At 65.7% G+C, this 25881-nt stretch carries 27 protein-coding genes, 2 tRNA genes, 1 other RNA gene and 1 pseudogene; 19 read left to right on the forward strand and 12 right to left on the reverse strand.

Translation table 11 applies throughout. From position 1 onward, the window contains the following. Positions 1 to 361 (reverse strand): annotated as a pseudogene (locus U7114_RS07615) (pyruvate dehydrogenase (acetyl-transferring), homodimeric type); the annotation flags it as partial. Positions 362 to 789: 428 nt separating this feature from the next. On the opposite strand from U7114_RS07615, the gene U7114_RS07620 reads away from it, so the two are divergent. From U7114_RS07620 to U7114_RS07640, 5 genes are all read left to right on the forward strand, one after another. Further along, positions 790 to 1209: a DUF3052 domain-containing protein gene (locus tag U7114_RS07620; RefSeq protein ID WP_321213780.1), complete on the forward strand. Its 420-nt coding sequence runs from the start codon at positions 790 to 792 to the stop codon at positions 1207 to 1209. Then, a complete protein-coding gene (locus tag U7114_RS07625; RefSeq protein WP_321213779.1) occupies positions 1206 to 1700 on the forward strand; it encodes a peroxiredoxin in 495 nt (164 codons plus the stop codon). The genes U7114_RS07620 and U7114_RS07625 overlap by 4 nt, the downstream gene beginning before the upstream one ends. A gap of 6 nt (positions 1701 to 1706) precedes the next feature. Then, the gene (locus U7114_RS07630; RefSeq protein ID WP_321213778.1) at positions 1707 to 2627 is read left to right on the forward strand and encodes an NAD-dependent protein deacetylase; all 921 of its coding nucleotides are present in this window, start codon (positions 1707 to 1709) and stop codon (positions 2625 to 2627) included. Positions 2628 to 2734: 107 nt separating this feature from the next. Beyond that, positions 2735 to 2807 (forward strand) — tRNA-Val (locus U7114_RS07635). A 118-nt stretch (positions 2808 to 2925) separates the two neighbouring features. Further along, a complete protein-coding gene (locus U7114_RS07640) occupies positions 2926 to 3216 on the forward strand; it encodes a hypothetical protein (RefSeq protein ID WP_157241929.1) in 291 nt (96 codons plus the stop codon). A gap of 134 nt (positions 3217 to 3350) precedes the next feature. On the opposite strand, the gene U7114_RS07645 is transcribed toward U7114_RS07640, so the two are convergent. After that, positions 3351 to 4076 carry a FadR/GntR family transcriptional regulator gene (locus tag U7114_RS07645; protein ID WP_323057013.1) on the reverse strand — a complete coding sequence of 242 codons (726 nt, stop codon included), beginning with the start codon at positions 4074 to 4076 and terminating at the stop codon, positions 3351 to 3353. A 199-nt stretch (positions 4077 to 4275) separates the two neighbouring features. Here U7114_RS07645 and gndA point away from each other — a divergent pair, with 199 nt between their 5' ends. Further along, positions 4276 to 5712 carry an NADP-dependent phosphogluconate dehydrogenase gene (gene gndA / locus U7114_RS07650; protein WP_157241931.1) on the forward strand — a complete coding sequence of 479 codons (1437 nt, stop codon included), beginning with the start codon at positions 4276 to 4278 and terminating at the stop codon, positions 5710 to 5712. 112 nt (positions 5713 to 5824) lie between these two features. Here the strand turns inward: gndA and epsC are convergent, their stop codons facing one another. From epsC to msrA, 3 genes are all read right to left on the reverse strand, one after another. Then, positions 5825 to 6409: a serine O-acetyltransferase EpsC gene (gene epsC / locus U7114_RS07655; protein WP_321213777.1), complete on the reverse strand. Its 585-nt coding sequence runs from the start codon at positions 6407 to 6409 to the stop codon at positions 5825 to 5827. A gap of 39 nt (positions 6410 to 6448) precedes the next feature. Beyond that, positions 6449 to 7384, reverse strand: coding sequence for a cysteine synthase A (gene cysK, locus U7114_RS07660; protein WP_157241932.1), 936 nt, complete (start codon positions 7382 to 7384; stop codon positions 6449 to 6451). Positions 7385 to 7448: 64 nt separating this feature from the next. Beyond that, positions 7449 to 7973 (reverse strand): peptide-methionine (S)-S-oxide reductase MsrA, encoded by a 525-nt coding sequence (gene msrA / locus U7114_RS07665; protein ID WP_323057014.1) that lies wholly within the window; start codon positions 7971 to 7973, stop codon positions 7449 to 7451. 102 nt (positions 7974 to 8075) lie between these two features. On the opposite strand from msrA, the gene U7114_RS07670 reads away from it, so the two are divergent. Together U7114_RS07670 and U7114_RS07675 are read left to right on the forward strand one after the other, a co-directional pair. Then, positions 8076 to 9014 carry a Nif3-like dinuclear metal center hexameric protein gene (locus U7114_RS07670; protein WP_321213775.1) on the forward strand — a complete coding sequence of 313 codons (939 nt, stop codon included), beginning with the start codon at positions 8076 to 8078 and terminating at the stop codon, positions 9012 to 9014. Positions 9015 to 9134: 120 nt separating this feature from the next. Continuing rightward, entirely contained in the window at positions 9135 to 9872 is a 738-nt protein-coding gene (locus U7114_RS07675) for a zinc ribbon domain-containing protein (protein WP_323057015.1), read from the forward strand. An 80-nt stretch (positions 9873 to 9952) separates the two neighbouring features. Here the strand turns inward: U7114_RS07675 and U7114_RS07680 are convergent, their stop codons facing one another. After that, the gene (locus U7114_RS07680; protein WP_323057016.1) at positions 9953 to 10717 is read right to left on the reverse strand and encodes a peroxide stress protein YaaA; all 765 of its coding nucleotides are present in this window, start codon (positions 10715 to 10717) and stop codon (positions 9953 to 9955) included. 56 nt (positions 10718 to 10773) lie between these two features. Here U7114_RS07680 and rnpB point away from each other — a divergent pair. The 5 genes from rnpB to U7114_RS07705 all read left to right on the forward strand — a co-directional run bounded on the left by rnpB (position 10774) and on the right by U7114_RS07705 (position 14696). Continuing rightward, positions 10774 to 11165, forward strand: an RNA gene (gene rnpB / locus U7114_RS07685) — RNase P RNA component class A. Between the two features lie 45 nt (positions 11166 to 11210). Continuing rightward, the gene (locus tag U7114_RS07690) at positions 11211 to 11753 is read left to right on the forward strand and encodes a TspO/MBR family protein (protein WP_321213772.1); all 543 of its coding nucleotides are present in this window, start codon (positions 11211 to 11213) and stop codon (positions 11751 to 11753) included. Between the two features lie 257 nt (positions 11754 to 12010). Further along, complete coding sequence (locus U7114_RS07695; RefSeq protein WP_323057017.1) at positions 12011 to 13489, forward strand: glyceraldehyde-3-phosphate dehydrogenase; 1479 nt, start codon at positions 12011 to 12013, stop codon at positions 13487 to 13489. A gap of 75 nt (positions 13490 to 13564) precedes the next feature. Further along, positions 13565 to 13774 carry a hypothetical protein gene (locus tag U7114_RS07700; RefSeq protein ID WP_157241935.1) on the forward strand — a complete coding sequence of 70 codons (210 nt, stop codon included), beginning with the start codon at positions 13565 to 13567 and terminating at the stop codon, positions 13772 to 13774. 124 nt (positions 13775 to 13898) lie between these two features. Next, positions 13899 to 14696 (forward strand): HNH endonuclease family protein, encoded by a 798-nt coding sequence (locus U7114_RS07705; RefSeq protein WP_157241936.1) that lies wholly within the window; start codon positions 13899 to 13901, stop codon positions 14694 to 14696. A gap of 9 nt (positions 14697 to 14705) precedes the next feature. Here U7114_RS07705 and def read toward each other — a convergent pair whose 3' ends face one another. From def to orn, 3 genes are all read right to left on the reverse strand, one after another. Then, positions 14706 to 15278 (reverse strand): peptide deformylase, encoded by a 573-nt coding sequence (def, locus tag U7114_RS07710; RefSeq protein ID WP_157241937.1) that lies wholly within the window; start codon positions 15276 to 15278, stop codon positions 14706 to 14708. A gap of 126 nt (positions 15279 to 15404) precedes the next feature. Beyond that, a tRNA-His gene (locus U7114_RS07715) sits at positions 15405 to 15477 on the reverse strand. 128 nt (positions 15478 to 15605) lie between these two features. Continuing rightward, positions 15606 to 16235 carry an oligoribonuclease gene (gene orn, locus U7114_RS07720; RefSeq protein ID WP_323057018.1) on the reverse strand — a complete coding sequence of 210 codons (630 nt, stop codon included), beginning with the start codon at positions 16233 to 16235 and terminating at the stop codon, positions 15606 to 15608. Positions 16236 to 16386: 151 nt separating this feature from the next. Here orn and mptB point away from each other — a divergent pair, with 151 nt between their 5' ends. Both mptB and U7114_RS07730 read left to right on the forward strand, forming a co-directional pair. Further along, complete coding sequence (gene mptB / locus U7114_RS07725) at positions 16387 to 17943, forward strand: polyprenol phosphomannose-dependent alpha 1,6 mannosyltransferase MptB (RefSeq protein ID WP_323057019.1); 1557 nt, start codon at positions 16387 to 16389, stop codon at positions 17941 to 17943. 178 nt (positions 17944 to 18121) lie between these two features. Then, entirely contained in the window at positions 18122 to 18799 is a 678-nt protein-coding gene (locus U7114_RS07730) for a hypothetical protein (RefSeq protein ID WP_323057020.1), read from the forward strand. Between the two features lie 27 nt (positions 18800 to 18826). Here the strand turns inward: U7114_RS07730 and U7114_RS07735 are convergent, their stop codons facing one another. After that, entirely contained in the window at positions 18827 to 19540 is a 714-nt protein-coding gene (locus tag U7114_RS07735; protein ID WP_323057021.1) for a DNA alkylation repair protein, read from the reverse strand. Between the two features lie 101 nt (positions 19541 to 19641). On the opposite strand from U7114_RS07735, the gene U7114_RS07740 reads away from it, so the two are divergent. Next, positions 19642 to 20544, forward strand: coding sequence for an aldose 1-epimerase family protein (locus tag U7114_RS07740; RefSeq protein ID WP_323057022.1), 903 nt, complete (start codon positions 19642 to 19644; stop codon positions 20542 to 20544). Here the strand turns inward: U7114_RS07740 and U7114_RS07745 are convergent. Further along, positions 20541 to 21308, reverse strand: coding sequence for an alpha/beta hydrolase (locus U7114_RS07745; RefSeq protein WP_323057023.1), 768 nt, complete (start codon positions 21306 to 21308; stop codon positions 20541 to 20543). The two genes, U7114_RS07740 and U7114_RS07745, sit on opposite strands and share 4 nt — an antisense overlap. Before the next feature lie 2 nt (positions 21309 to 21310). Beyond that, positions 21311 to 22402 (reverse strand): LacI family DNA-binding transcriptional regulator, encoded by a 1092-nt coding sequence (locus U7114_RS07750; protein ID WP_323057024.1) that lies wholly within the window; start codon positions 22400 to 22402, stop codon positions 21311 to 21313. A 190-nt stretch (positions 22403 to 22592) separates the two neighbouring features. Between U7114_RS07750 and U7114_RS07755 the strand changes: the two genes are divergently transcribed. Genes U7114_RS07755 through U7114_RS07765 form a run of 3 tightly spaced genes read left to right on the forward strand, consistent with a single transcriptional unit; the run spans position 22593 to position 25812 of the window. Beyond that, the gene (locus U7114_RS07755) at positions 22593 to 23762 is read left to right on the forward strand and encodes a Gfo/Idh/MocA family oxidoreductase (RefSeq protein ID WP_321213765.1); all 1170 of its coding nucleotides are present in this window, start codon (positions 22593 to 22595) and stop codon (positions 23760 to 23762) included. Next, positions 23762 to 24976, forward strand: coding sequence for a dihydrodipicolinate synthase family protein (locus U7114_RS07760; RefSeq protein WP_323057025.1), 1215 nt, complete (start codon positions 23762 to 23764; stop codon positions 24974 to 24976). The genes U7114_RS07755 and U7114_RS07760 overlap by 1 nt, the downstream gene beginning before the upstream one ends. Beyond that, entirely contained in the window at positions 24973 to 25812 is an 840-nt protein-coding gene (locus tag U7114_RS07765) for a sugar phosphate isomerase/epimerase family protein (protein ID WP_323057026.1), read from the forward strand. The genes U7114_RS07760 and U7114_RS07765 overlap by 4 nt, the downstream gene beginning before the upstream one ends. Positions 25813 to 25881: the final 69 nt, after the last annotated feature.

The following is a 25881-nucleotide window of genomic DNA, read 5'->3' on the forward strand; positions in this document are numbered from 1 at the left end:
TGGAGATGTGTCCGCCCACGCCGATGTTCGCCCGCTGGGCCCGGTGGACCATCACCGCAGCGTTCCAGCGCATGTAGGCCCGGTAACGGCGCTCGAATTCCTCGTTGCCGGGGAATTCCGCTTCCTGGTCCACCGGGATGGTGTTCACGTAATCGGTGGTGGTCACCATCGGCACCCCGACGCTCTGCGCGCCGGCACGCTGCAGCAGGCTCCGCATGATGAATTGGGCACGCTCGGTGCCCTGTTCCCTGATCAATGCATCCAGGGACTCAACCCACTCGGCGGTCTCTTCGGGATCACGATCAGGCAGCTGGTTAGTCAACCCGCTGAGGATATGGGAGGTATCTTCTCCTGCAGCCACGTCCAACCTCTCTTTGCGCGCATTGGTGGCGCACTCAGGCCGGGCAGGGTGACCGCCCGGCGTACGTACGCCGTGTGCGACGTATCGGTTACAACAGCCCGGTCATGTGTGCCGGGCAGGGTCCTAAGTTTTCCTACGTCTGCATTGGAGTTACAGGGTTGTTGCCCCGCAGGCATAGTTGTCACCTGCCACTCTAACTCTGTCCCTTACGCGATGCGTAGCCGCGGCTTGGGCGGCCCAGTTGTATTTCGCCGTCATACTGGTTGTGTGACGAAAAGCCGCTGGGCAGCGGGCTGGACGAACCTGATGTGACGCAGAATATGGCGCATCGCGGGGGCGGCAGCTTGAAGCTCAGGCACAAAGGGTGTTGGCTTGGGAGTAATGGAAATCACTATGCGCACTGCATATATGAGGCATTGGAGGTACACGTGAGCGAGGCCGACGCCGCCACTTCGGTAAATGTGGCGGAAAAATTGGGTTTCAAGAACGGGGATCTGATTCAGGAGTTCGGTTACGACGACGACGTCGATTTCGACTTGCGTGACGATATTGAGGACCTCACCGGTTCTGAGCTGCTGGACGAGGACGATCATGAAGTGGCGGACGCCGTCATCTTCTGGTGGCGCGACGGCGACGGAGACCTCGTTGACAGCCTGATGGATTCGCTGACCACGCTGAGCGAAAACGGCGTGGTGTGGGTGCTGACACCCAAGTCCGGCCGGGCTGGATATGTCTCCCCGGCAGACATCCAGGAGGCAGCGCCGACGGCCGGGCTGCACGTTACCACCTCAGCGGGCGTGTCCAAGGACTGGAGCGCAACGCGGCTGGTGAGCAGGAAGAACAAGTGACGGCAGCGCTTGCCGCTGCCGCCGTAGCTGTCCCCGCGGTCGGTGGGGCCGCACCTGACTTCGAACTCGTTAACCAATACGGTGAGCCGGTCAGGTTGTCCTCCTTCCGGGGCCAGAACGTGGTCCTTGTGTTCTATCCCTTTGCATTCTCCGGTATCTGCACCGGTGAGCTCTGCGAACTGCGGGATAACCTCGCGCTGTTCCAGGATGCGAACGCCACCGTCCTGGCCGTCTCAGTGGACAGCAAATTCAGCCTCAGGGCCTATGCTGCCCAGGAACGGTACAGCTTCGACCTGCTCGCGGACTTCTGGCCGCATGGCGAGGTCGCCAGGCTGTATGGGGTGTTCGACGCCGACAGCGGCATGGCACGGCGGGGCACCTTCATCATCGATGCGGGCGGAACCATCCGGTACAGCGTGGTGAATCCGCGGGGCCAGGCCCGGGACCTCGGGGAATACCGCACGGCACTTGCCGGGCTCGAAAAGGCCTGACTCCACGTGGGCGGGCAGCGGCATGGTGTGGGCCTCACAGGCTTCGCGAGCATGCCGCCAGTGCCTGCCGGACCCCCGTCCGCAGAAGAGCTTGACGTCCTGGTCCGGATCCGGGACGTACTGGCAGGGGACCGTTTCGCGCTGCTCACCGGGGCCGGACTCAGTACCGACTCCGGGATCCCGGACTACCGGGGACCCGGTTCGCCCCCTCGTTCGCCCATGACCTACCAGGAGTTCGTCAAGGCGTCCGCCAACCGCCAGCGCTACTGGGCGAGGAACCACATCGGCTGGTCCCACCTGCGGCGCGCGGATCCGAACCAGGGCCACCTCGCCGCGGCGGAGCTTGAACGCAGGGGACACCTCACCGGCCTCATCACCCAGAATGTGGACCGCCTGCACCAGGACGCCGGCAGCGTTAACGTCGTCGACCTCCATGGCAGGTATGACCAGGTTGTCTGCCTGAATTGCCGCCGGACCTATACGCGGCGTCTGCTGGCAGGAATCCTCGAGGAGCTGAACCCGGATTTCCTGGACCGGGCGGCACAGACGGGGCTGGTGGAGATGGCACCGGACGCCGATTCCACGGTGGAAGACCAGGCGTTGATCAGCAGTTTTGTGGTGGCGGCCTGCCCCGCCTGCGGAGGAATGCTGAAGCCCGACTTCGTGTACTTCGGTGAGAACGTGCCCAAGGACCGGGTCGAAATCTCCTACCGGATGGTCGATGATGCCGCAGCCCTGGTTGTTGCGGGATCGTCACTGACGGTAATGAGCGGCCTGCGCTTTGTCAGGCACGCCGCCAAGGAGGGCAAGCCGGTGGTCATTATCAACAGGGGAGCAACCCGCGGGGATGACAAAGCAACCATCAAGCTTGAGGCGGGCGTCAGTGAATCGCTGACCTGGCTGGCGTCGGAGCTCCCGCCCGTCTAAGGGCAGGCCGCAGTGCCCTTCAGCGGTCGATTCGCATTCGGGGGCCGATGTCGGGTAGAGTCTATGTTCGTTGGTCAGGGCGCAGCAGTGCCCGGTCCGGCCACTTTGGGTCTTTAGCTCAGCTGGTAGAGCGCCACGTTTACACCGTGGATGTCATCGGTTCGATCCCGGTAGGACCCACACGCAAGCCCCGCAGTTTCCGCCCTCAGGTGGAAGTGGCGGGGCTTTTGCGTTGCCCCGCCCCGCCAGGAATCCGGGCTCTTCCCCGAATGTCCGACCCCTGCCATAGCTTGCAGGAATGGAACACGTGATTGTGCGGACGGGGACGGACGGCAGGCCCGCGGCGGTGCTCTGCAATGGCAGGGAATGGGCTGTGGGCGCGGAACCGGTCCGGTGGTTTGAGCGGGTCAAATGGTGGGAGACGCGCCGCCGGATGCCGAAGGGCCTCAGCCGTGTGGATGTCGAGGTCCTGCAGCTTCAGGTGAGGCTGGGAAGGAACGCCGGCTCCGCCCTGACCACCATGCTCCTCGAGCGGGACGGGCTGGGTGGGGGCTGGCGTCTCAGGGAAGCCCTTGCCGACGCTGCCTAGGCGAATCGCGCCGGCCGGCGGCGGGCTCCGGGCATTGGAAAACCCTCCACCGCGACTATTGGGGGATGCCGCGGTGGAGGGCCTGAGTTGAATATACCGTGAACCTCTGGAAACAAAAAGTCGACGCAGCGGTGTCAGCGCTGCACCGGAATGAAGACGCGGGGTTGCTCGGTCCACGTATCGGACATCTGGGACATGGTCCGCCTCATGATTTTGTCTGACGACTCCCGGGCGGTGGCAGCATCGCCCCGGGCGATTGCCTCCGCCACGTCCATGTGCCACTGGAGCGCGGCCTCGTGCGGATGGTCGGGCATCAGTCCGTGCACGGTCCGGCCCGTCAGGGTCTCCGCCACCTGGCCCATGAGGTTCGCAAACATTTCGTTGCCCGAGCCGGACAGCAGCAGCGAGTGGAACTGGATGTCCAGCTCAAGGAAGCGGGGCACGTCACCCTTGCGGCCGGCGTCGAGCATTGCACGGGCGACGTCCACCAGCTCCAGCCGCAGCGGCGCCGGCGCGTTCCGGGCGGCCAGCTCGGCCGCGGCCGGCTCCACGGCGGACCGCAGCTCAGCAAGTGACCGAAGCTGCGCGCCGCGGGCATCACTGGCCAGGCGCCACCGGATGACCTGGGGATCGAAGGGATTCCAGCGGCTCGGGGGCAATACCCGGATGCCCACCCGCTTGGTGGTCTCCACCAGGCCGAGGGACTGCAGCACGCGGACGGCCTCGCGGATCACCGACCTGGACACCCCGAGTTCATCCTCAAGGTTTTCGGCGAGCATGATATGGCCGGCAGGCAGCTCCCCTGAAACAATTCGGGTGCCAAGATTCTCAATGGCACGGTGGTGCAGGCTGCTGGTCATGCAGCTAAGCCTAGTGTGAACGGGTTGGCCGGAAGGCGGCCGGCCGGGACCGCAGCGACACAAACGCTTCCACAAGGTGGGCGTTACTTTCCTGTTACCTCCCGAATATATATGCTTTATTAAGACCCTTGGTCTGCAATCGTGCTTCCGACGCAACGGGAGCCCTGCACATCCGCGCAACGTACGAATTGGAGTTTTGATGTCTGCACACATCGGTGTCACCGGCCTCGCGGTGATGGGCGCCAACCTCGCCCGCAACCTCGCCAGGAACGGCTTCACGGTTGCCCTGCACAACCGTTCCGTCGAGAAGACCGACGCCCTGCTGGAAAGGTACGGCTCGGAAGGCGACTTTGTCCGGACGGAAACCCTGCAGGAACTGGTCGATTCCCTGGAGAAGCCGCGCCGCGTGCTGATCATGGTCAAGGCCGGCAAGCCTGTTGACTCAGTCATCGAACAGCTGGAGCCGCTCCTGGAACCGGGCGACATCATCATCGACGCCGGTAACTCCCACTACGAGGACACCCGCCGCCGCGAAGCTGCCCTTGCCAAGAAGGACCTGCACTTCGTGGGCGTCGGTGTCTCGGGCGGCGAAGAGGGCGCGCTCAACGGCCCCTCCATCATGCCCGGCGGTTCCAAGGAGTCCTACAAGGCCCTGGGCCCGCTGCTGGAAAAGATCTCCGCCAAGGTGGACGGCGAACCGTGCTGCGCCTGGGTGGGAACCGACGGCGCCGGCCACTTCGTCAAGATGGTCCACAACGGCATCGAATACGCCGACATGCAGGTCATCGGCGAAGCCTTCGACCTCCTGCGTTCCGGTGCCGGCATTGAGCCTGCCGAGCAGGCCAGGATCTTTGCGGACTGGAACAAGGGCGAGCTTTCCTCCTTCCTGATCGAGATCTCCGCCGAGGTTTTGGGTCACGTGGACGCCAAGACCGGCAAGCCGTTCGTCGACGTCGTGGTGGACGCGGCCGGCCAGAAGGGTACCGGCCGATGGACCGTCATCTCGGCACTGGAGCTCGGCTCCCCGGTTTCCGGCATCGCCGAATCCGTCTTCGCACGCGCCCTGTCCTCCCAGACGGAGCAGCGCAAGCTGGGCCAGGAGCTGCTGGCCGGCAACGAGGCATCCGTGGAGATCCCGGAGACGTTCGTCGAGGACGTCCGCCAGGCACTGTACGCGTCCAAGCTTGTCTCCTACGCCCAGGGCCTGGACATGCTGACGTCGGCAGCGAAGGAGTACGGCTGGGACCTCAAGCTGGACGAGATCGCCTCCCTGTGGCGGGCCGGCTGCATCATCCGCGCCGAGCTGCTCAAGGACATCACCAAGGCCTACGCAGCGGACGAGAAGCCGGCCAACCTCCTGTTCGCTCCGGCGTTCACGCAGGCCATCGCCGAGGCACTGCCGGCATGGCGCCGGGTCGTCGCTACCGCCGTCCAGCTGGGGATCCCCGTTCCGGTGTTCTCCTCCTCGCTGGCCTACTACGACGGCCTGCGCCGCAAGCGCGTTGCTGCCGCCCTGATCCAGGGCCAGCGAGACCTGTTCGGCGCCCACACCTATGGCCGCGTCGACTCCGAGGGCACCTTCCACACCCTCTGGGGCGAGGACAAGTCCGAGATCGAAGCCGTGGACACGCACTAGCCTCCACCATCGGTTAAAGCCAAAGGCCGGCAGTTCCTGAAGTTTCAGGAACTGCCGGCCTTTGGCTTTTGCCTGGCGCTGGTGACACGGCCAGGGTTGGCGGCTTCTGTTGTCAGATCCGGTATTCGATGTCGTACTCTGCCGGGTCCACCGCAGGCTTGGTTTCACGCTGGGCATCCCGGTGGCGCCACTTCGCGGGGACGCCGGTGACAATCGATTCCGGCGGCGCGTCCTTGACCACCACCGCGTTGGCGCCCACGGCGCTGTCCCGGCCAATGGTGATTGGCCCCAGGATCTTGGCGCCGGCACCAATGGTTACCCGGTCACCGATGGTGGGGTGGCGTTTGATCCGGGCCAGGGAGCGGCCGCCCAGGGTGACTCCGTGATAGATCATCACATCCTCGCCGATCTCGGCAGTCTCTCCGATCACCACGCCCATCCCATGGTCGATGAAGAAGCGGCGGCCGATGGTGGCACCCGGATGGATCTCAATCCCGGTGAGGAACCGGCCCAGCTGCGAGATCAACCGGGCAGGGAAACGCAACCCCGGGTTCTGCCACAGCCAGTGCGTCAGCCGGTGGATCCAGATGGCATGCAGGCCGGAGTATGCGAAAAAGTTCTCAAAAGAACCCCGAGCCGCCGGGTCGTGGGACCGGGCGGCGTCGAGGTCTTCCTTTAGTCTTGCGAAAAAGCCCACAAAGTTCTTTCTACAGGAAACGGGCGAACGGCGGCTGGATCAGCCGCGGATGTCGTCATAGAGGACGGTGGAGATGTAACGCTCACCGAAGTCACAGACAACAGCCACGATCAGCTTCCCCGCGTTTTCGGGACGCTTGGCCAGTTCCAGGGCACCCCAGACAATGGCGCCGGAGGAGATGCCGCCCAGGATGCCTTCCTTGACGCCGAGCTCGCGGGCCACCCGGACGGAATCCTCAAGCGTGGCGTCCAGGACCTCGTCATAGACGTTGGTGTCCAGGATTTCAGGCACGAAGTTGGCGCCGATGCCCTGGATCTTGTGCGGGCCGGGTGCGCCGCCATTGAGGATGGCGGAGTCCTTGGGCTCGATCGCGACGATCTGGACGCCGGGCTTGCGCTCCTTGAGGACCTGGCCGACGCCGGTGACGGTTCCGCCGGTGCCTACGCCCGCGACGAAGATGTCCACTGCGCCGTCGGTGTCCGCCCAGATTTCCTCCGCCGTGGTGGTGCGGTGGATTTCGGGATTGGCTTCGTTGGCAAACTGCTGTGCCCAGATGGAGTTCTCGGTGTTGGCCACGATTTCCTGGGCCTTCTCCACCGCGCCGCGCATTCCCTCGGAACCCGGAGTCAGGACGATCTCGGCGCCAAAGGCGCGCAGCATGACGCGGCGTTCCGTGGACATGGTCTCCGGCATGGTGAGGATGACCTTGTAGCCGCGGGCAGCACCCACCATTGCCAGGGCGATGCCGGTGTTTCCGGACGTGCCTTCAACAATGGTTCCGCCGGGCTTCAGTGCACCGGACTTCTCGGCGGCATCGACAATGGCAACACCGATACGGTCTTTGACGCTGTTGGCCGGGTTGTAGAACTCAAGCTTGACGGCGACGGTGGCATCCAGGCCCTCGCTGAGCCGGTTGAGCTTAACCAGCGGGGTCCCGCCGACCAGCTGTGTCACATCGTCATAGATCCGTGCCATGTACATACGCCTATCTCTGAGGGGTGAATACTGAGGTCAGCCTAACGAGGCCGCGTAAGCGTGGCTAAGCGTTAAGCCATGCAGAGTAATATTTCCTGGCCTTGGCGAGCTTGGGGTTGATGATCACCTGGCAGTACCCCTGTTCGGGATGCTTGGCGTAATAGTTCTGGTGGAACTCCTCCGCGACATGGAAGCGGGGCAACCGGCTGACCTCCGTGACAATCGGATGGGCCCACAGTGCCTGGTTCCGGTCGATCGCTTCCTCAAAGATGATCTTCTCTTCGGTGGTCTCATAGAACATCGAAGAACGGTACTGGGTGCCGACGTCGTAGCCCTGGCGGTTCAGCGTGGTGGGATCGTGCAGGGCGAAGAACATGTCCAGGATAACCTCCGCCGGGATGGTCTCCTCGTCGAACGTCACGGCAACAACCTCGGCATGGCCGGTGGTGCCGTTGCAGACCGAGTAGTAGTCCGGTTGCGGATCGTGGCCCCCGGTATAGCCGGACACCACCGAGCTGACGCCCTTGGTCTTCTGGTAAACGGCGTCGAGGCACCAGAAGCAGCCTCCGCCTAAAACAAAAGTTTTCATGACCTCTTCAATGGTTGGGGGCGCGGGAAGATTCCCGGGCCGTCCAGGGGCGGCGGCTGTAAACGTGCGGTCCGGACGGCCCGATGGGGTAAAACTAAGACTATGGAACCTGCGGACACCGACGTTACCGGCCCGGACAACATCGACGGCGGCACTGGCAACGGCGGCGCACCCTCCGGCGGGCCTGGGGCAGCGGAGTCCGCGGAGGCGCCCACCCTGGGTGAACTGCTCCTGGCCGTGGAAGAGCTGTGGCCCGAATCCCTGGCAGAGAACTGGGACGAAGTGGGACTGGTGGCAGGCCATCCCTCCGCGCCCGTCACCAAGGTGATGTTCGCCGTCGACCCAACCCTGGAAGTCATTGAGGAGGCGGTGGAGTGGGGCGCGGAACTCCTGATCACACACCATCCCCTCCTCCTGAAGGGCGTCACCAGCGTCGCCGCCACCACCCCCAAAGGCCGGGCAGTGCACCGGTTGATCGAGTCCGGCACCGCTTTGCTGACCGTCCACACCAACGGTGATTCCGCCGTCGGCGGCGTATCCGACGTCCTCGCCGACGCGCTCGGCCTCCAGGACGCCGCCCCGCTCACGGTGGCCGCAAACGGCCTCCCGGAAGAGGGCATCGGGCGGGTGGGGGACCTGGCGGAGGCCATGACCCTCGGCGACTTTGCGGCCCGCGTGTTCGGGATCCTCCCGTCCGTTGCCGGGGGAGTGCGGGTTTCCGGCGACAAGGACGGCCTGGTCCGGCGCATCGCCGTCTGCGGTGGTGCCGGGGACTCCCTCTTCAATGAGGTCAGAGCCAGCAACGCGGACGTCTATGTCACCGCTGACCTGCGTCACCACCCGGCGTCGGAAGCCCGGGAGGCCGCCCTGAACGGCCGGCCCTACCTGGTGGATGTGTCCCATTTCGCCAGCGAGTGGCTGTGGCTGCCTGCCGCTGCGGCTGCGCTGGGCAATGTCCTCGCCGACCAGGGCCATGACGTTGAAATCCGGGTCAGCACTACCAACAGCGACCCCTGGGACTTCATCCTGACCCCGGGCTAGGCCTTGAGTGCGAGGTCCGGTGGCGACGCAGCGAGGCGGGGGAGCAGGCCACGCGCTAGAGTCTAGGAAGCGCCGATCAGGTGCCCGGCCCCGGCCGGTAGGGATCAAGCGGAGGTAAATGTGGCGAAGGCAGCACCGGCGGAACAGTTGAAGTTGCTTGAGCTGCAGGGGCTGGACGCCAAGCTTAAGTCGCTCGCCAACCGCCGCCGCTCCCTGGAAAACGATCCCCGCATCAAGGACCTTGAGGCGGCCCTGTCTGTTGCCAATGGCGAGCTTGGTGCGGCGAAGGTGGCTGTCCATGACGCCGAGGCCGAACTGAAGCGGGCCGAGGCGGACGTGGAACAGGTCGCCTCGCGGATCCAGCGGGACGAGGCGCGGCTGAACAGCGGCACCGGGTTGTCCAAGGACCTGGTGGCCCTCCAGAAGGACATCGCCTCGCTCAACAAGCGTCGCTCGGACCTTGAGGACATCGAACTCGAGGTAATGGAGCGGCTGGACTCCCTTCGCGCCAGGCAGGCGGCGCAGCAGGGGATTGTGGACGATATCCAGGGATCCTTCGGCACCATCCGCGCCGAGCTGGATGCGGAACTGGCTGAGGTGGAGGCGGAAGCGAGCGGGCTCCGCACCCGGCGCGCCGAATTCGCTGCGGGGCTCGACGCCGGCCTGCTCGCCGTCTACGAAAAAACGCTCGACAAGCGGGGTGTGGGTGCCGCCCGGCTGTTCCACGGCACGTCCGAAGCGTCAGGCATGAAGCTGAGCCCCGGCGACCTGGCCGAGATCAAGGCAGCCGCCGCTGACGACATCGTCTTCTGCCCGGACTCGGGCGCCATCCTGGTCCGCTCGGAGGAGTGGGCCTGACCCAACTAAGTAGCGCTAAGTGTCGTTTTGGCGGCTCATAACGACACTTAGCGCTACCTAGTTGGGGAGGGGCGGGGGAATCAGCCCGGCAGGATGATGTTTAGCGCGTGGGGTTTCCTCGCTGACCCGTCCACGAGCTCTGCCTGCCACACTTCCCGGGCGGCCTTTGCAAGGTCCGACGGCGTCGCTGGAGCCTTGCCCCGCCGGGCCAGCAGGTGCCGTGCCAGTTCGCCGCGGGTGTGCTTGGCGAAATGGCTCACCACTTTCCGCACGCCTTGCACTTCGGTGAACACGTTGACCGTAACGGTCTGCGCCGGCGGCGGCGCCCACGCTGCGGCGTAGGTGCTGGACCGGCAGTCAACCAGCAGCTGCCCCTCGGTGAGCGGCGCCAGCGCACTGGACAGGTGCGGCTTCCAGAACGAGGCGAGGCGGCCGACGTCGGGCAGCGCCGTCCCCATTGACAGCCGGTAGGCGGGCACGCTGTCGCCGAAGCGGATGGCGCCCCAGAGGGCGGAGATCACCAGCACCGACTCGTCTGCCTTGCGCCGCTGCACAGGGGTGAGCGTCTTGTAGCCCAGTGCGTCGTACAGCACGCCGGAGTAGATCTGGTGGGCGGGAGCCGCGGGTTCAGCGTGGAGCCGGGTGTTGCGGTCGACGTCGTCCTTCAGCGAGGCCCCGACCCCCAGCAACGCGAGGGCGTCCTCGTGCGCGCTCACCGCCCCCAGTGCGTCGAGCACCTTGGCGCGGCAGGAGTTCAGGTCCGGGAAGCTCAGGGAAGGCCAGTCGACGGCGGAACCACGGATCGCGGGCGTCTTGCCTTCGGAAGGGGGGAGCAGAATCAGCACCGTCCGATCCTACCGGCGCAGGGAATGCGGCACCGCGCCGGTAGACTGGACCTGGATGGGTTGACCAGGCGGCCGCGCGTCACGCAAGTGGCTCGAGGAACGTCCGGGCTCCGCAGGGCAGGGTGGTGGGTAACGCCCACTCGGGGTAACCCGCAGGCCAGTGCCACAGAGAACAGACCGCCTGGGTCGCGCCGGTTTGAAAGCGGCACGAACCAGGTAAGGGTGAAACGGTGGTGTAAGAGACCACCAGCTTCCCGGGTGACCGGGAAGGCTAGGTAAACCCCACCCGGAGCAAGGCCAGACAGGACACGTTTGAGGGCTGCCCGCCCGAGTGTCCGGGTAGGCCGCTGGAGGGCGCCGGCAACGGCGCTCGTAGATGGATGGCCGCTACTCCCGCACCGGCAACGTGGCGGGAGCACAGAACCCGGCGTATCGGTCAACCCATCCACCCATTCCGGTTTGACCTTGAGAGTTGTGTTGGGGATCCTGAACCGTGCCCGCAAATATTGACCCGCCCTCCGGCTATGGAGCCGCCCAACCGCAGGGTTCCGCCCGCGGACGGCAGGCTGTTGCCCTGGCCGGGTTCCTTGCGCTCTCCGCTGCAGCCTGGGCCTTGGCGTCGGTCCCCATCATCCTGAATTCCGGCGGCTGGTTCGCGGGGTCGGTCAAGGCTCCCTGGATGCCGCCGGGCTGGATGTTCAGGAGCATGTGGATGCTGCTCTACGCGGGGGTGGCGGTTGCCGCCTGGCTCGTCTGGCGGAAAGGGGAGCTGAGGGGAGGCGCCCTGGCCGGGTACCTTGTCCAGCTGGTGCTCAACGCCGCGTGGCCGCTGGCCTTCTTCGGGCTCTTTCCGGTATTTGGAGCCGCTGCACTCTGGGCTGCTTTCCTGGTGATTGCCGGGCTGGCGGCGTCCCTCGCCTTCCTCGTTGTGCGGTTCGGTCCGGTGAGCCCGGCTGCCGGCCTCCTGATGCTGCCCTATTTTTCGTGGGTTGTGTTTTCGGCCAGCCTCAATCTCTATTCGGCCATCCACAACTGATGCCCCGGACGCAAGGCCGTTCCCTGTGAGTGATTTCACGTGGTTCCGGCCGGTTCAGGGGGGCCGGCCAACTTAGAATGGAGACCGGACGCAGGAGTTCTTCCGCCGGGGTTGCGTTCGCAGCCGGCGGTTTTTCTTTGCACGCGATCCAGGCGCCTGGGGGCCGACCCCTGCAGGCGCGGGTGCCCCTGCACAACATGTGGTGGCCGACATCCGTGTACGAGGACGTACACGGCTGAACCGAGGAAGGTATTTCTGTGAGCCAGACGTCAGATTCTTGTCTTGATACGTGGATGGGCCGGGAGGCCCTCGCCGAGGCCATGATTCCGGTGATCGGCCGGCTGTACCGCGAAAACAACGTGGTCACCAGCATCCATGGCCGGAGTTTGATCAACAAGTCCACCATGAACATCCTCAAGGCGCACCGTTTTGCACGCCGGATGAGCAAGGACGAGCTGCTCCTGGAGGAGACCGCGCCGCTGCTGAACACCCTGGCCTGCCTGGAGCTCGGTGCTGCTGCGATCGACATCGCACGGTTGAACCAGAAGTTCAAGGAAGAGGGCAGCGGCGCCACGCTGGAAGAATTCCTCCGCGCGGAACTTGCCGACGTTGTGGGCAAGCGCGGCGGCGACGACCGCACCAGCACCGACGTGGTGCTTTACGGCTTTGGCCGGATCGGCCGGCTTCTGGCCCGCCTCCTCATCGAAAAGGCCGGCGGCGGCCATGGCCTCCGCCTGCGCGCCATCGTGGTCCGCAAGGGCGCTGACAACGATCTCTCCAAGCGTGCCAGCCTCCTGCGCCGCGACTCCGTCCACGGGTCCTTCGAAGGGACCATCAGGATCGACGAGGAAGCCAACACCATCACGGCCAACGGCGTGCAGGTACAGGTCATCTACTCGGACAACCCTGCCACCATCGACTACACCGCCTTCGGCATCAACAATGCCCTGGTGGTGGACAACACCGGCCGCTGGCGTGACCGGGAAGGGCTGTCCCAGCACCTGCAGAGCAAGGGCGTGGCACGGGTTCTCCTGACCGCGCCGGGCAAGGGCGACCTGAAGAATATCGTCCACGGCATCAACCACGGCACCATAGAGGACACTGACCAGATCGTGTCCGCCGCGTCGTGCACCACCAACGCCATCACGCCGGTGCTGAAGGCCGTCAACGACAAGTTCGGCGTCGTGCACGGCCATGTGGAGACAGTGCACTCCTTCACCAACGACCAGAACCTGATCGACAACTTCCACAAGGGTGACCGACGCGGCCGCTCCGCCGCACTGAACATGGTCATCACCGAGACCGGTGCCGCCAAAGCCGTGGCCAAGGCACTGCCTGAGCTGCTCGGGAAGCTCACAGGCAGTTCCATCCGGGTCCCCACCCCTGACGTCTCCCTGGCGATTCTGAACCTCCGCCTGGAGAACGGGACCACCAAGGACGAGATCAACAACTACCTCCGCGAGATGTCCCTGCACTCGGACCTGCGGAAGCAGATCGACTACATCGACTCACCCGAAGTTGTCTCCACTGACTTCGTCGGTTCCCGCCGCGCGGGCATCGTGGACGGCCTGGCCACTGTGTCCACAGACAAAAACGTCGTCCTCTATGTCTGGTACGACAACGAGTTCGGCTACAGCTGCCAGGTGGTCCGCGTGATGGAGGAAATGGCAGGGGTCAACCCGCCGTCCTTCCCCGCAAAGGAATCCGCCGCGGCCCTCGCAGCGATCGCCGTTTAGGCCGCGGCCGCCGGTCCCGCGAGTTCCCGGCTGATTCTGCTGGAATCAGCCGGGAAACGGGACCACACTGGTGGCATGGACAAAAATTCGACACTTCAGCACGAAACAACCCTTGAGCACGCCCTCGACGTCGCCAAAGCCAACCACAAGGAGGCCGTCCGGCTGCTTGAGGGCGCCCGCGCCGCCTACAAGACGGGCGACGTCGGCGAGGACCGGGTGCGCCAGCTGGAAGGACTGCTGGCAATCGCCGAGGAGGACCTCCGGAGGGTGATGCGCGAGCAGTAACCCCCGCGCGGACACTTCCACCAGCGCCGCAACTTGCCCTCCACACTGTGGAAAACAACGGGGCGACCCGGGAGGCGGCCTAGGCTCTTCTGGTGCATGATGTCCGAGAAGGGGCCGGGTCCCCATGACCGTGAGCTGGTCCGCCTACCGGCGTGCCCGCCGTCGCTCGCGGCAGGCGTGGGGCATCCTGGCAGTGGCCGCCGTCGGTGCACTGGCGGCACTGTCCTGGTTCTTTACTGCCGGCCAGTTTGCCTTGGCGGAGCCCGCGGCCTCCGGTCCCACCGAAGCTCCAGTGTTCGACCCTGCCTGGATGAAGCCCGTTGTGCCGGTGCACCCCGTGCCCTCCGGTACTGCCGTCACCGCGCTGGAACGGCTTCCCGTCAAGGGCCGGGCCGCGAAGGACAAGTACGACCGCGAAGCGTTCGGCCAGGCGTGGCTGGACGTGGACCGGAACGGGTGCGACACCCGCAACGACATGCTCAGGCGTGACCTTACCGCCGTGGTGTTCATGGAAGGTTCCACGTGCCGGGTGGCAGGGGGCTCCTTCCGCGAGCCCTATACCGGGCAGCCCTTGGACTTCCGGCGGGGCTCCGACAGCAGCCGGGCAGTCCAAATAGACCACGTCGTGGCCTTGGGTGACGCGTGGCAGAAGGGTGCCCAGGGATTGACAGCCAAGCAGCGCCAGAGCCTGGCCAACGATCCGCTGAACCTGATCGCGGCGGACGGCCCGGCAAACGTGCAGAAGGGTGCCGGCGATGCCGCAACTTGGCTTCCCAAGAATAAATCCTTCCGCTGCCACTATGTGGCCCGCCAGATATCGGTCAAGGCAGCCTACGGGCTATGGGTCACCGAGGCGGAGAAGGGCGCCATGAAGCGCGTGCTGGGGTCCTGCCCGGACCAGCCCACCATTGCGGCGAAGTGACCGGGTGCCCTAGTGGCCGAACGGGTCCGGGTCGACGCCCGGCATCCAGGTCAGTCCGGGAACGCCCCAGCCGCTCTTCTTGGCCTGTTTCATGGCTTTGCGCGCATAGCGGTCAATCAGCCGGTTGACGTACAGTTTTCCGTCCAGGTGGTCATATTCGTGCTGGATGACCCTGGCAAACCAGCCGGTGGCTTCGAACCTGACCGGCTGTCCAAAGCCGTCAAACCCTTCAACACGTGCCCACTCGGCGCGCTTCAGGGGATACTGCCCGCCGGGGAAGGACAGGCAGCCTTCTTCTTCCTCGTCCGGGTCCGGTACCGCGCCGGAAATCTTTGACAGGGTCAGCACCGGGTTGACCAGCACGCCCGTGGGCGGAGCGCCGTCGTCGTTGGCGTATTTGTAGACAAAGATCCTCTTACCCACGCCTATCTGCGGTGCCGCGAGACCCACGCCGTTGGCGGCGTCGTTCGTTTCAAACATGTCCGCTATCAAAGTCCGCAGCTCGTCGTCGAACACTTCCACCTCGGAAGCCCGGCGGTGCAGTACGGGTTCTCCCCAGATGGTGATTGGCAGAACGGTCATCTTCAGCGGTCCTTCAGCGGTGTCTCGTGCCAGGTGCAAGTGTGCAAACGGCGAAAAAAGAAGGAGGCCGCACCGGATCTCCGGTGCGGCCTCCTTCTTGGACGGCTGCACATACCGTCCCGTGAGGGTGAGCTACGGGGGTTGAACCCGCGACCTCCTGGACCACAACCAGGCGCTCTGCCAACTGAGCTAAGCCCACCATGTGCCTGCAGATTTACCGGCGTACCGGCCCTCTGGAAAGGCAACTCATATAGCTTACCTGCTCTTCAGGGGTGCTTTGTCCACTTTTGGGGTTTTTGTGGAAAATTCCGTCGAAGGTGGCGCAGATTACCCTTCCTGCTGCCCGGCGTCCCCGGCGGATGTGATGCGGCGGGCAATCTGCAGGGCGGTGGCACTGTCCGGTCCCGGTGCAGGCACGAACACGGCCTCACGGTAGTAACGGAGCTCGTCGATGGAGTCCTTGATGTCCCCCAGTGCGCGGTGTCCGCCCTTTTTGGCCGGTGACTGGAAGTACGCCCTCGCGAACCAGCGGCGCGAGAGTTCCTTGATGGTGCTGACGTCGATCACCCGGTAGTGCAGGTGTTCAACCACGGCGGGCATGTCCCGGGACAGGAACACCCGGTCCGTCCCCACGGAATTACCGCCCAGCGGCGCCTTGCGGGGGTCCGGCACCCATGTGGTGATGTATTCCATGACGGCGGCTTCCGCTTCGGCCATCGTCTTGCCGTTCGGCAGTTCCTTGAGGAGTCCCGATTTGGTGTGCATGTCGCGGACGAAATCGTTCATCTGGGCCACCGCGGCATCATCCGGTTTGATGACCACGTCGACGCCGTCGCCGAGGATGTTCAGTTCGGAGTCGGTGACCAGGGCGGCCACCTCGATCAGGGCGTCGTTCTTGATGTCCAGGCCGGTCATTTCGCAGTCGATCCAGACGATGCGTTCGTTAGATATAGGCACCGGACAAGCCTACCGTTTCACCTTCAAGGCACCGGCCGATGCTAGGATTTCGAAGACGCGGCGGGTCATCCCGCTCCCGTGAGGATGCGCCTCGGCCGGCCGTTGGCCCGCCGGGCAGAATCGCAGACGAGATAGATTGGACGATCCTGAAATGACGGCGCCTGTGCCTGCGGCGGGGGAGGTGGCGCCCGCCGCCACTGTCGCAGCGGGCGGCGCGGAAGTGGATAATCCCCGGTCCCCGCTCCTTGCCGGCTTCGTGGGCTCCATGCTCATGCTTATCGGATCCTTGGGCGTGGGCTGGCTGGCCCCGGTCTCCGAACTCCGCCGGATGCCGCTGTTCATTTGGATGCGTGCCGAAGCAGTTGGCGTTGCCCTCTCGATTGTCCTGCTGGCCATAGGAGGCATGCTCCTGGTCCGTGCCTGGCTCAGGCTGGGGCAGCGGGTCAGGGTGTGGGGCGGGCAGGCCCGTAAAGCTACGCTGATGGCCGTTGTGGCATGGGGCCTGCCCATGATGTTCAGCGTGCCGCTCTTCAGCCGCGACGTCTACGCCTACATTGGCCAGGGCCGGCTGATGGTTGAAGGGTTCAACCCCTACGAGAACGGCATCTCGGCTCTGTCCAACTACTTCCAGCTGGGCGCGGACAAAATGTGGACGGAAGCCCCCGTTCCCTATGGTCAGCTGTTCCTGTGGATTGAACAGTTCGTTGTGTGGTCCACGAACGTCCAGCCGGAGGCAAGCGTGATGCTGTTCCGGCTGGTTGCCTTGGCCGGAGTCATCCTCTGCGTGATCTATGTTCCGCGGCTCGCCGAGCTGCACGGCATCAATCCGCACCGGGCCCTCTGGCTCACCGCTGCGAACCCGCTGTTCCTGACGAACTTCATCGCCAGCGTCCACAATGACGCACTGATGATCGGTCTGGCGCTGGCTGGACTCTACTACTCCGCGACGCACCGGGTGGTCCGCGGCATTGTGCTGGTAACCCTTTCCGTTGCGGTGAAGCCCATCACCATCGTCTTCCTGCCGTTCATCGGGCTCCTGTGGGCGGGCAGGGACGCGGGCTGGCTCCGCAAATTCGTGTTCTGGGGCCTGACCGCTGCATTGAGCCTCGGCATCCTGGCCTTGATGAGCCTGGTCAATGGTTTCGGCTTCGGCTGGGTCAATGGGCTCTCTGCCCCCGGAAGCATCTCCATCTGGTACGCGCCCGTGGGGCTCATCGGAATGGTGGTTGCCTCCCTGGCCAATTCGTTTGGACTCGACGGCGCCACCTTGGCCGGCTTTGTCTATAACGTGGGCAAGCTTGTTGCCGTGGGCATTGTCGCCTGGCAGATCTTCCGCGGTGACTACGACCGGCTGATGCGCCGCCTCACCCTCGCTCTGGCCGCGATTGTCCTCCTGTCTCCAATCATCCAAGCCTGGTACGTCGTATGGCTGATACCGCTTTTTGCAGTCACCGGGATCAGGAATGACTGGCAGGTCAAGGCGCTCTACTTCGTTGTCTCCTTCTTCATGATCTATGCCATTTCAGACCAGCTGGAAGTCTTCCCGTACCTTCAGACCGAGGACCTCGGCTTCGCACTGGCCCTCGCCCGAGTGGCCGCCGCGGTGACCGGCCTGCTCTTTGGCCTGTACCTGGTTTTCTGGGACCCCCGCACCCGCCGGCTGTTCCGCAAAACGCACGAGGCCGTCGTCGAACGCCCCATCATCTAGGCAGCGCCGCGTGTCGGTCCCGCGTTCGAAACGACGCTCGACGCTCCCTCGCCGGGCTTAGTGGCCTCCACCATCTCCGGCGGTGATGTCCGGCCCCGCTTGACGGGCCTTTGGACCCTGCTGCCGGGGATGCGCTGCCCGTACGGTCGAAGCATCCCCCACTTCAAGGAGGCGCCGGATGCAGAATTCGGGCCACGCGCCGACCGGCAAGGCGCTGCGCACCGTGACGGGCGTCTTTGGGCTGCTGGCGGCCCTGGCCGGCATGGAGCACGGGCTGGGCGAGATCCTCCAAGGCCCGGTGGCGCCCGACGGTCCGGTGTTCCGTTCCTGGCCCGGGAACGAAGCGTTCGAAATCCTGGACGGGGAGCCGGCCTTCACGGTGTTACCCGATCTGTTGGTTTCGGGCGTTGTGACCGTGGCGGTGGCGGTAGTGTTCGGGGCCTGGGCGGTGGCCGGCGTACACCGCCGGCGGGGGCCCCTGGTGCTGATCGGGCTCGCGCTGCTGCTGTTCGCCGTTGGTGGCGGTTTCGGTCCGCCGCTGCTGGGAATCATCCTGGGCATCGGCGCATCCAGGCCCGCAGTACCTTCGCGGCCGCCGGGACCGGCCGCACGGGTGATGGCGAAGGCATGGCCGTGGGCGATGGGCGCCGGTGCGGCAGGGTACCTGGGATTAGTGCCGGGCACGCTGGTGATGCACGCCCTGAGGGGAACTCCACCCGAATCCGTGGTGTACGGGCTCATGGCGATGGCCTTCGGCGGTGTGCTCCTCGCGCTGGCCGGAGCCCGGGCCAGTAACAGGCTGGAGGCCTGGCATGCCGCACCATCCCCGCGCTCCCGGTCCGGAACGTCAACCTGACTCCAGGTTATTTGCCTGCCACCGCCGTTATGCGTCAGGTGCGGGGGCAGGGAGGCGCCGGAGCGCTTCCCTACGGGACAACGGACTGAGGGCTGCCTCATGTTCTGCCACGAAGGCCGCCACCCACTCCGGCGCCGACTTTGAATACTCGCGCAGGGCCCATCCGATCGCTTTCCGGATGAAGAACTCCGGGTCTGCCATGTTTGTTGCCAGGACCTGGGCCAGGAGCACGGTGTCAGTGGCTGCCTTCGCCTTAAGCTGAGAGAGGATGGCAGCCCTCCTTATCCAGAAGTCCGGGTCGGTGCTCCAGCCGAGCAGGACTTCTGACATCTCCTCACGGTTGGCTTGCAGCAGGCCGCACAGGCGCGCCGCTACCGGGTCCACGAAGTCCCACCACGCGCCGCTGCGAATCATTTCCTCGTAAACGGGCAGCATCAGCATGTCACCCGCCGCCAGCGGCTCAGCGGTCAGGTCGATGGCTGCATACCGTTCCTCGCGGGCGGCGGCGTTCCGCCAAAGCTCCAGGACAGTGGCGCGCAGCTGGCCGGCCGACGCGAAGGGATTGCCGCCGGCAGCTTCGGCAGCGATCCGGCGGACTTCGGGGACGCGCACACCGAGGCAGGGCATGGCGGACTTCATGTATGCCTGCGCCCCGGCACCCCGTACCGGATCTGCCCGTTCACGCAGCGCACGACGGACGGCAGAAAGCACCTCGCTGTTCAGCGCATCCGCTTCGGCCATGGGGAAACTCTATCCAGCGGAGGATTTCCTTGTGCCGCGCCAGGACACATGCGCTAGGCTGGTTAGCGCTCACAAGCGTCTCGGCCCCAAAGGGGATTTTCATGCCATCCACGGAACACAGCATTGCCAGTGGCCCCTACACCGCCGTGGTCACAGCCCGCGGGGGCGCCCTCCGGGAACTGCAGCACAACGGCCGGGACCTGGTGGTTGGCTTTGGTCCGGATGGCCGGGTTCCTGACTATCGCGGGGTTATCTGCGTCCCATGGCCGAACCGCCTGGCGGACGGCAGATATTCCTACGCCGGAACCGATTACCAGGCTCCCGTCAACGAGCCCGAGCGGGGTTCGGCGCTCCACGGCCTTGCCACGGAGCAGATCTGGGCGGTGCGGGAGGCGGCTGAGGACCGCGTGGTGCTGGTGTGCACGATCGGCGCAGGCCCGCACTACCCATCGGATCTCGAGGTCTCCGTTTCCTACGCGCTGGGTCCCGGCGGATTGCGCAGCACGGTGAGTGCTGTGAACGCCGGGTTTGCCAGCGCCCCTTACGGCGTGTGCCCCCACCCCTACCTGGTGGCCGGCCCGGGGACGCTGGACGAATGGACGCTGGAAGTGCCGGCGCGCGAATTCCTCGACGTGACGCCTGACCGGCTGCTCCCCGTCCGCATGAAGACCGTGGAGGAAGGCGGCTTCGACTTCCGCAGTCCCCGTCGGCTGGGGCCGGTAAGGATTGACCATGCCTTCACTGGAATCACCCGCGACGCCGCCGGGCTGGCCCGGGTCCGCGTAAAGGATCCGGCGGGAACGGGCGTGGAACTGGAATGGGGCGCGGAGTGGCCCTGGGTCCAGATCCACACTGCAGACAAGCCGGTTGGCCCGGACAGGCTGGGGCTGGCGGTTGAACCCATGACCTGCCCGCCTGACGCCTTCAACTCGGGGGCGGACCTTCTTCACCTCAAACCGGGGGAGACGCACTCAGCGTCCTGGACCATCCGGGCCCTGGCCTAGTCCGGACTGCCGGCCCGCAAACGCGGGGAGGTCCAGCCGGCTCGCGCGAGCCAGGCTGCGCACAGCCGCGTCCACTGGTCAGGCCCCGGCTCCTCCGCGGCGAGGCCCAATCCGTGGCGGCCATGGGGAAAGACATGCAGTTCGGCAGGCACGCCTGCGCCCATAAGCGCCCCGGCGTAGCCCAGGCTGTGGCTGACGTGGACGGCGTCGTCATCCGCGGTGTGCCAGATGAATGCGGGAGGGGTGGCGGCAGTCACCTGCCGTTCCGCGGAAAGTTCCTCAAGGACGTCCGACGACGGCGCGCCGCCAAGGAGGTTGTCCACCGAGCCCTGGTGCACTGACGTGGTGTAGGACACCACGGGGTAGCACAACACGGTGAGGTCCGGGACCGCGCCGGGAACGTCGAAGCGCTCGCAGCCCGTTGCCACGGCGGTAGAGAGCGTGGCGGCCAGGTGTCCACCGGCCGAAAATCCGAGGACGCCGACCCGCTGCGGATCGACGGCCAAACCATGGGACCCGCCACGGATATGCAGCATGGCGTCCTTGGCGTCCTCCAGCGGGGCCGGATGCCGGTCCGGGGCCACGCGGTATCTCAGCACGAAGGCGTGGATGCCAAGCGCGGCGAGCCATTCGGCCACCGGCTCCGCTTCGTGGTCCGCCTGGCGGCCGTAGCCGCCGCCGGGCAGGACCAGGACGGCGGGCCCCGGGCCTCCGGCGCCGTCCGTGCCGGCACGTGCAGGAACAGCGGTCAGCACGGACACCATGGTCAGGCCACTGTCTCCGTGCTGCGGCGCAGCGTGACTTCGCCCCTCACGGGCTGCAGGTCGGCGTCCTCCTGGCCATCGCTGCGGCCGGGGCCGCTGGCCGTCGCCCGGGTAGCAAGCCGGCCGATGTCTTCCAGCGGCAGGCGGACCGTGGAGAGGGCGGGGCGGAAATCCCGCAGCGTCTCGATATCGTCAAATCCGGCAATCCTGGCGTCCCGCGGAACCCGGAGCCCTTCAGCCCGCAGCGCTGCCGAGGCCCCGATGGCCATGACGTCGTTGACTGCGAAGATGCACATCTTCGCTGTGGCAGGGGCATCGCCGTCCGCTGTCCGCTGGGCCTTGATCCTGGCAGCCAGCTTGAGGCCCGCGTCGTAGCCTCCGGCACGGTTGAACGAGGTGCGCAGGATCTCCGCCGGGCCCCGGCCGGCCCTAGCCAGGCCTTCCTGGAAGCCCCGGATGCGGTCGTCCGACGTGAAGAGGCCCTCGGGGCCTCCTATGATGACGAAATCGCCAGTCCAGCCGGCAGCAAGTTCAGCTGCGAGGGCGCCGGCGAGTTCCTGGTTCGGCACGGCAACAACGTGGTAGCCCTCAGGAGCGCTGGCACCCACTACCGGATGTCCCACCACCGCCACCCGGCCGCCGTTGCGGCAGTACCGGTCAAGCTCCGCTGCAAGGTCCGCGTTGTCGTCCCGGTCCTCCTCCCGCGACGAGCGGGATCCCGCAATCACGATCGAATCGGCACGCCGTGCAGCGAAGGCAGCCACGGCCTCGCGCTCCTCCGCCGGCGCCCCGCCGGTGGTCGCCAGCAGCACCATCTTGCGCTGTTCACGGGCGGCCTCCTGGACCCCCCGTGCGATGGCGGCGAAATAGGGGTCCGCAATGTCGTGCACGATCAGGCCGATCAGGCCCGAACTGGACTTCGCCAGGCCCTGGGCCTGGGCGTTGGGAATGTATCCAAGCGAGGCCGCGGCCTGCCGGACACGGTCCGCGATGTCCTGCCCCGGCTTGCGTGCGGAACCGTTGAGGACGCGGCTGGCAGTGGCGGGAGATACCCCGGCCAGCCGCGCCACCTCGGTAAGGGTACTTGCAGCCACAGCGTCTCCTGATCGGCTTTGTTGGGTCAATAGGCATTACCACATTATGGCAGTTCCGGACCGCTACTGGAAAGCGCTTGCCAAGAAGTCTGCGGACGTGCATCATTGACCTAGCGGGAATGCGCTTTCCCGATTCAGCTTCAGTAGGGCTTCAACTTCAGTAGAACTGCTCGCTCACCGTGGAGGACAAATGGGCTTCGAGACAAAAACAATCCGCATTGCCATGAACGGCATCACCGGCCGGATGGGGTACCGCCAGCACCTGCTGCGCTCCATCCTTCCCATCCGGGACGCCGGTGGATTCACGCTGGAAGACGGCACCCGCGTCCAGGTTGAGCCCATCCTGGTGGGCCGCAACGAAGCCAAGATCCGGGAGCTCGCCGAAAAGCACAAGGTCTCCGAGTGGAGCACCGACCTGGACGCCGTCATCAACGACCCCACCGTCGACGTCGTTTTTGATGCCTCCATGACCAGCCTCCGCGCAGCCACCCTCAAGAAGGCCATGCAGGCCGGCAAGCACATCTTCACAGAGAAGCCCACCGCCGAGACGCTTGACGAGGCCATCGAGCTCGCCCGGATCGGCAAGGAATCCGGCGTCACCGCGGGTGTGGTCCACGACAAGCTGTACCTCCCCGGCCTGGTCAAGCTCCGCCGCCTGGTGGACGAGGGCTTCTTCGGCCGAATCCTCTCCATCCGCGGCGAGTTCGGATACTGGGTCTTCGAAGGGGACATCCAGGCCGCCCAGCGCCCGTCCTGGAATTACCGCAAGGAAGACGGCGGTGGAATGACTACGGACATGTTCTGCCACTGGAACTACGTCCTCGAAGGCATCATCGGCAAGGTCAAGAGCGTCAGCGCCAAGACCGCCACCCACATCCCCACCCGGTGGGACGAGGCAGGCAAGGAATACAAGGCCACCGCCGACGACGCCTCCTACGGCATTTTCGAGCTGGAAACCCCGGGCGGCGACGAGGTCATCGGCCAGATCAACTCGTCGTGGGCCGTCCGCGTCTATCGCGACGAACTGGTGGAGTTCCAGGTGGACGGCACGCACGGCTCCGCCGTCGCAGGCCTGAACAAGTGCGTTGCGCAGCAGCGCGCCCACACGCCGAAGCCCGTCTGGAACCCGGACCTGCCCGTCACGGAATCCTTCCGTGACCAGTGGCAGGAAGTCCCTGCCAATGCTGACCTGGACAACGGCTTCAAGCTGCAGTGGGAAGAGTTCCTCCGCGACGTCGTCGCCGGCCGCGAACACCGCTTCGGCCTGCTCTCCGCCGCCCGCGGTGTCCAGCTCGCCGAGCTCGGCCTGAAGTCCAACGACGAACGCCGCACCCTCGACATTCCGGAGATTACCCTCTAATGACCTCACTCATCCTGCCCTCCCACGACGGCGGCACCCGGGAATACCGCCTCCAGGGCGGCACGTCCTGGGCCCGGCCAGCGGCGCCGCTCATCGCCCGCCGCGCCTATGCCGCAGCGCATGTGATCCCCGAAGTCCTGGCGGACAACACGCCCGGCGCGCCCGCCCGGCTCGACTGGGACGCCACCATGGCCTACCGGCACGAGCTGTGGTCCTACGGACTCGGTGTAGCCGACGCCATGGACACTGCCCAGCGCGGCATGGGCCTTGACTGGGCAGCAACCCAGCAGCTCATCAAGCGCACGGGCGTCGAGGCAGCCTCGGTGGTCTCCGCCGGCAACCCGGCAACGGCCGGCAAGTCGGTGCGGGACCTTGTTTCCTGCGGTGCCGGCACCGACCAGCTGGACAGCGCCACCCTGCCGGCCGGGGAGGCCGGCATCAAGGCCGTCCTTGAGGCCTACCGCGAGCAGATCGCGGTGGTCAGCGAGGCCGGGCCCAAGGTGATCCTCATGGCCTCCCGCGCCCTGGCCAAAGTTGCCCGCGGTCCCGAGGATTACCTGCAGGTGTACTCGACGCTGCTGGAGGAGGTGGACCAGCCGGTCATCCTGCACTGGCTCGGCACCATGTTCGATCCCGCCCTGGCCGGTTACTGGGGTTCGGACGATGTCGCAACGGCAACCGGAACCTTCCTCGGCCTTATCAGGGACAACGCGGCCAAGGTGGATGGCGTCAAGGTCTCGCTGCTCGACGCTGGCCATGAGGTTGCCCTTCGGGCGGCCCTGCCGGAAGGCGTCCGCCTCTACACCGGCGACGACTTCAACTACCCCGAACTGATCGACGGCGACGGCAGCCGCCACTCGGACGCCCTGCTGGGCATCTTCGCGGCCATCTACCCCGCCGCCTCGGTGGCGCTGCAGAACTACGATGCCGGCAACGCCGCGAAGGCGCGCGAAATCCTCGACTCCACGAGGGAACTGGGGAAGCACATCTTCAGCGCACCCACGTTCTACTACAAGACCGGGATCGCGTTTATGTCCTGGCTCAACGGCAGGCAGCCCGGCTTCCAGATGGTTGGAGGCCTGCACTCCGGCCGCTCGGTATGCCACCTGGCAAGGACCTTTGAACTGGCGGACAAGGCGGGCCTGCTGCGGGATCCGGCTCTGGCCGCTTTCCGGATGTCCGACTACCTGCGGATCAACGGGGTGGGAATATGAGCGACCTCTCCCGCCTCTCCATCAACAGTGCCACCACCAAGAAGTGGACGCTCGCCCAGGTCGTCGAGGGCTGCGTCAACGCCGGGATCCCCGCCATCGGACCGTGGCGGGACCGGGTGGAGGAGGCCGGCCTGGACAAGGCCGCCCGCCTGATCAAGGACGCCGGGCTGCGTGTCTCCTCGTTGTGCCGCGGCGGATTCCTCACCGCCCCCGATCCAGAGGGCCAGGCGGCCGCGCTCGCGGACAACAAGGCAGCCATCCTGGAAGCCGTGGCACTGGACACCAGGGAGCTCTTCCTGGTGGTCGGCGGCCTGGCCCCGGGGGAGAAGGACGTGGTGGCAGCCCGCCAGCGCGTCGCCGACCGGCTCGCCGACCTGGTTCCGTTTGCGCAGGAAAACGGCGTACGCCTGGTCCTGGAACCGCTGCACCCGATGTATGCGGCTGACCGCGCGCTCATCTCCACCCTGGGCCAGGCGCTGGACCTCGCAGCGCCCTTCGACGCGTCAACGGTGGGCGTCGCCGTCGACACCTTCCACGTGTGGTGGGACCCGGAACTGAAGTCGCAGATCGAGCGCGCCGGCCGGGAGGGGCGCCTTGCCTCCTACCAGGTGTGCGACTTCAACATGCCCATCGCCGCGGATCCGCTGCTGTCCCGCGGCTACATGGGCGACGGCGTGGTGGACTTCGCCACCATTGGCGCCTGGGTGCGCGATGCCGGGTACACCGGTGACATCGAAGTGGAAATCTTCAATCAGGACATCTGGGACACGGACGGCGACGCCGTCCTGGCCACGGTGAAGGAGCGCTACGCGGAGCTTGTCCTCCCGTACGCCTGACCTGATCCAGACCGCGGGCTCCTGCCACGTTTCCCGACACAACTGGCAGGAGCCTGCGCCCCACCAAAA

It is taken from the genome of Pseudarthrobacter sp. C1 (assembly GCF_034720455.1).
Taxonomy (GTDB): Bacteria; Actinomycetota; Actinomycetes; order Actinomycetales; family Micrococcaceae; genus Arthrobacter.

Bases quoted from the DNA above. Each gene is read 5' to 3' on its own strand.
- U7114_RS07640 (WP_157241929.1), top strand. From the start codon at position 2,926: ATGGAACACGTGATTGTGCGGACGGGGACGGACGGCAGGCCCGCGGCG.
- U7114_RS07645 (WP_323057013.1), bottom strand. From the start codon at position 4,076: ATGACCAGCAGCCTGCACCACCGTGCCATTGAGAATCTTGGCACCCGA.
- gndA (WP_157241931.1), top strand. From the start codon at position 4,276: ATGTCTGCACACATCGGTGTCACCGGCCTCGCGGTGATGGGCGCCAAC.
- cysK (WP_157241932.1), bottom strand. From the start codon at position 7,384: ATGGCACGGATCTATGACGATGTGACACAGCTGGTCGGCGGGACCCCG.
- msrA (WP_323057014.1), bottom strand. From the start codon at position 7,973: ATGAAAACTTTTGTTTTAGGCGGAGGCTGCTTCTGGTGCCTCGACGCC.
- U7114_RS07670 (WP_321213775.1), top strand. From the start codon at position 8,076: ATGGAACCTGCGGACACCGACGTTACCGGCCCGGACAACATCGACGGC.
- U7114_RS07700 (WP_157241935.1), top strand. From the start codon at position 13,565: ATGGACAAAAATTCGACACTTCAGCACGAAACAACCCTTGAGCACGCC.
- U7114_RS07705 (WP_157241936.1), top strand. From the start codon at position 13,899: ATGACCGTGAGCTGGTCCGCCTACCGGCGTGCCCGCCGTCGCTCGCGG.
- def (WP_157241937.1), bottom strand. From the start codon at position 15,278: ATGACCGTTCTGCCAATCACCATCTGGGGAGAACCCGTACTGCACCGC.
- mptB (WP_323057019.1), top strand. From the start codon at position 16,387: ATGACGGCGCCTGTGCCTGCGGCGGGGGAGGTGGCGCCCGCCGCCACT.
- U7114_RS07730 (WP_323057020.1), top strand. From the start codon at position 18,122: ATGCAGAATTCGGGCCACGCGCCGACCGGCAAGGCGCTGCGCACCGTG.
- U7114_RS07735 (WP_323057021.1), bottom strand. From the start codon at position 19,540: ATGGCCGAAGCGGATGCGCTGAACAGCGAGGTGCTTTCTGCCGTCCGT.
- U7114_RS07740 (WP_323057022.1), top strand. From the start codon at position 19,642: ATGCCATCCACGGAACACAGCATTGCCAGTGGCCCCTACACCGCCGTG.
- U7114_RS07745 (WP_323057023.1), bottom strand. From the start codon at position 21,308: ATGGTGTCCGTGCTGACCGCTGTTCCTGCACGTGCCGGCACGGACGGC.
- U7114_RS07755 (WP_321213765.1), top strand. From the start codon at position 22,593: ATGGGCTTCGAGACAAAAACAATCCGCATTGCCATGAACGGCATCACC.
- U7114_RS07760 (WP_323057025.1), top strand. From the start codon at position 23,762: ATGACCTCACTCATCCTGCCCTCCCACGACGGCGGCACCCGGGAATAC.
- U7114_RS07765 (WP_323057026.1), top strand. From the start codon at position 24,973: ATGAGCGACCTCTCCCGCCTCTCCATCAACAGTGCCACCACCAAGAAG.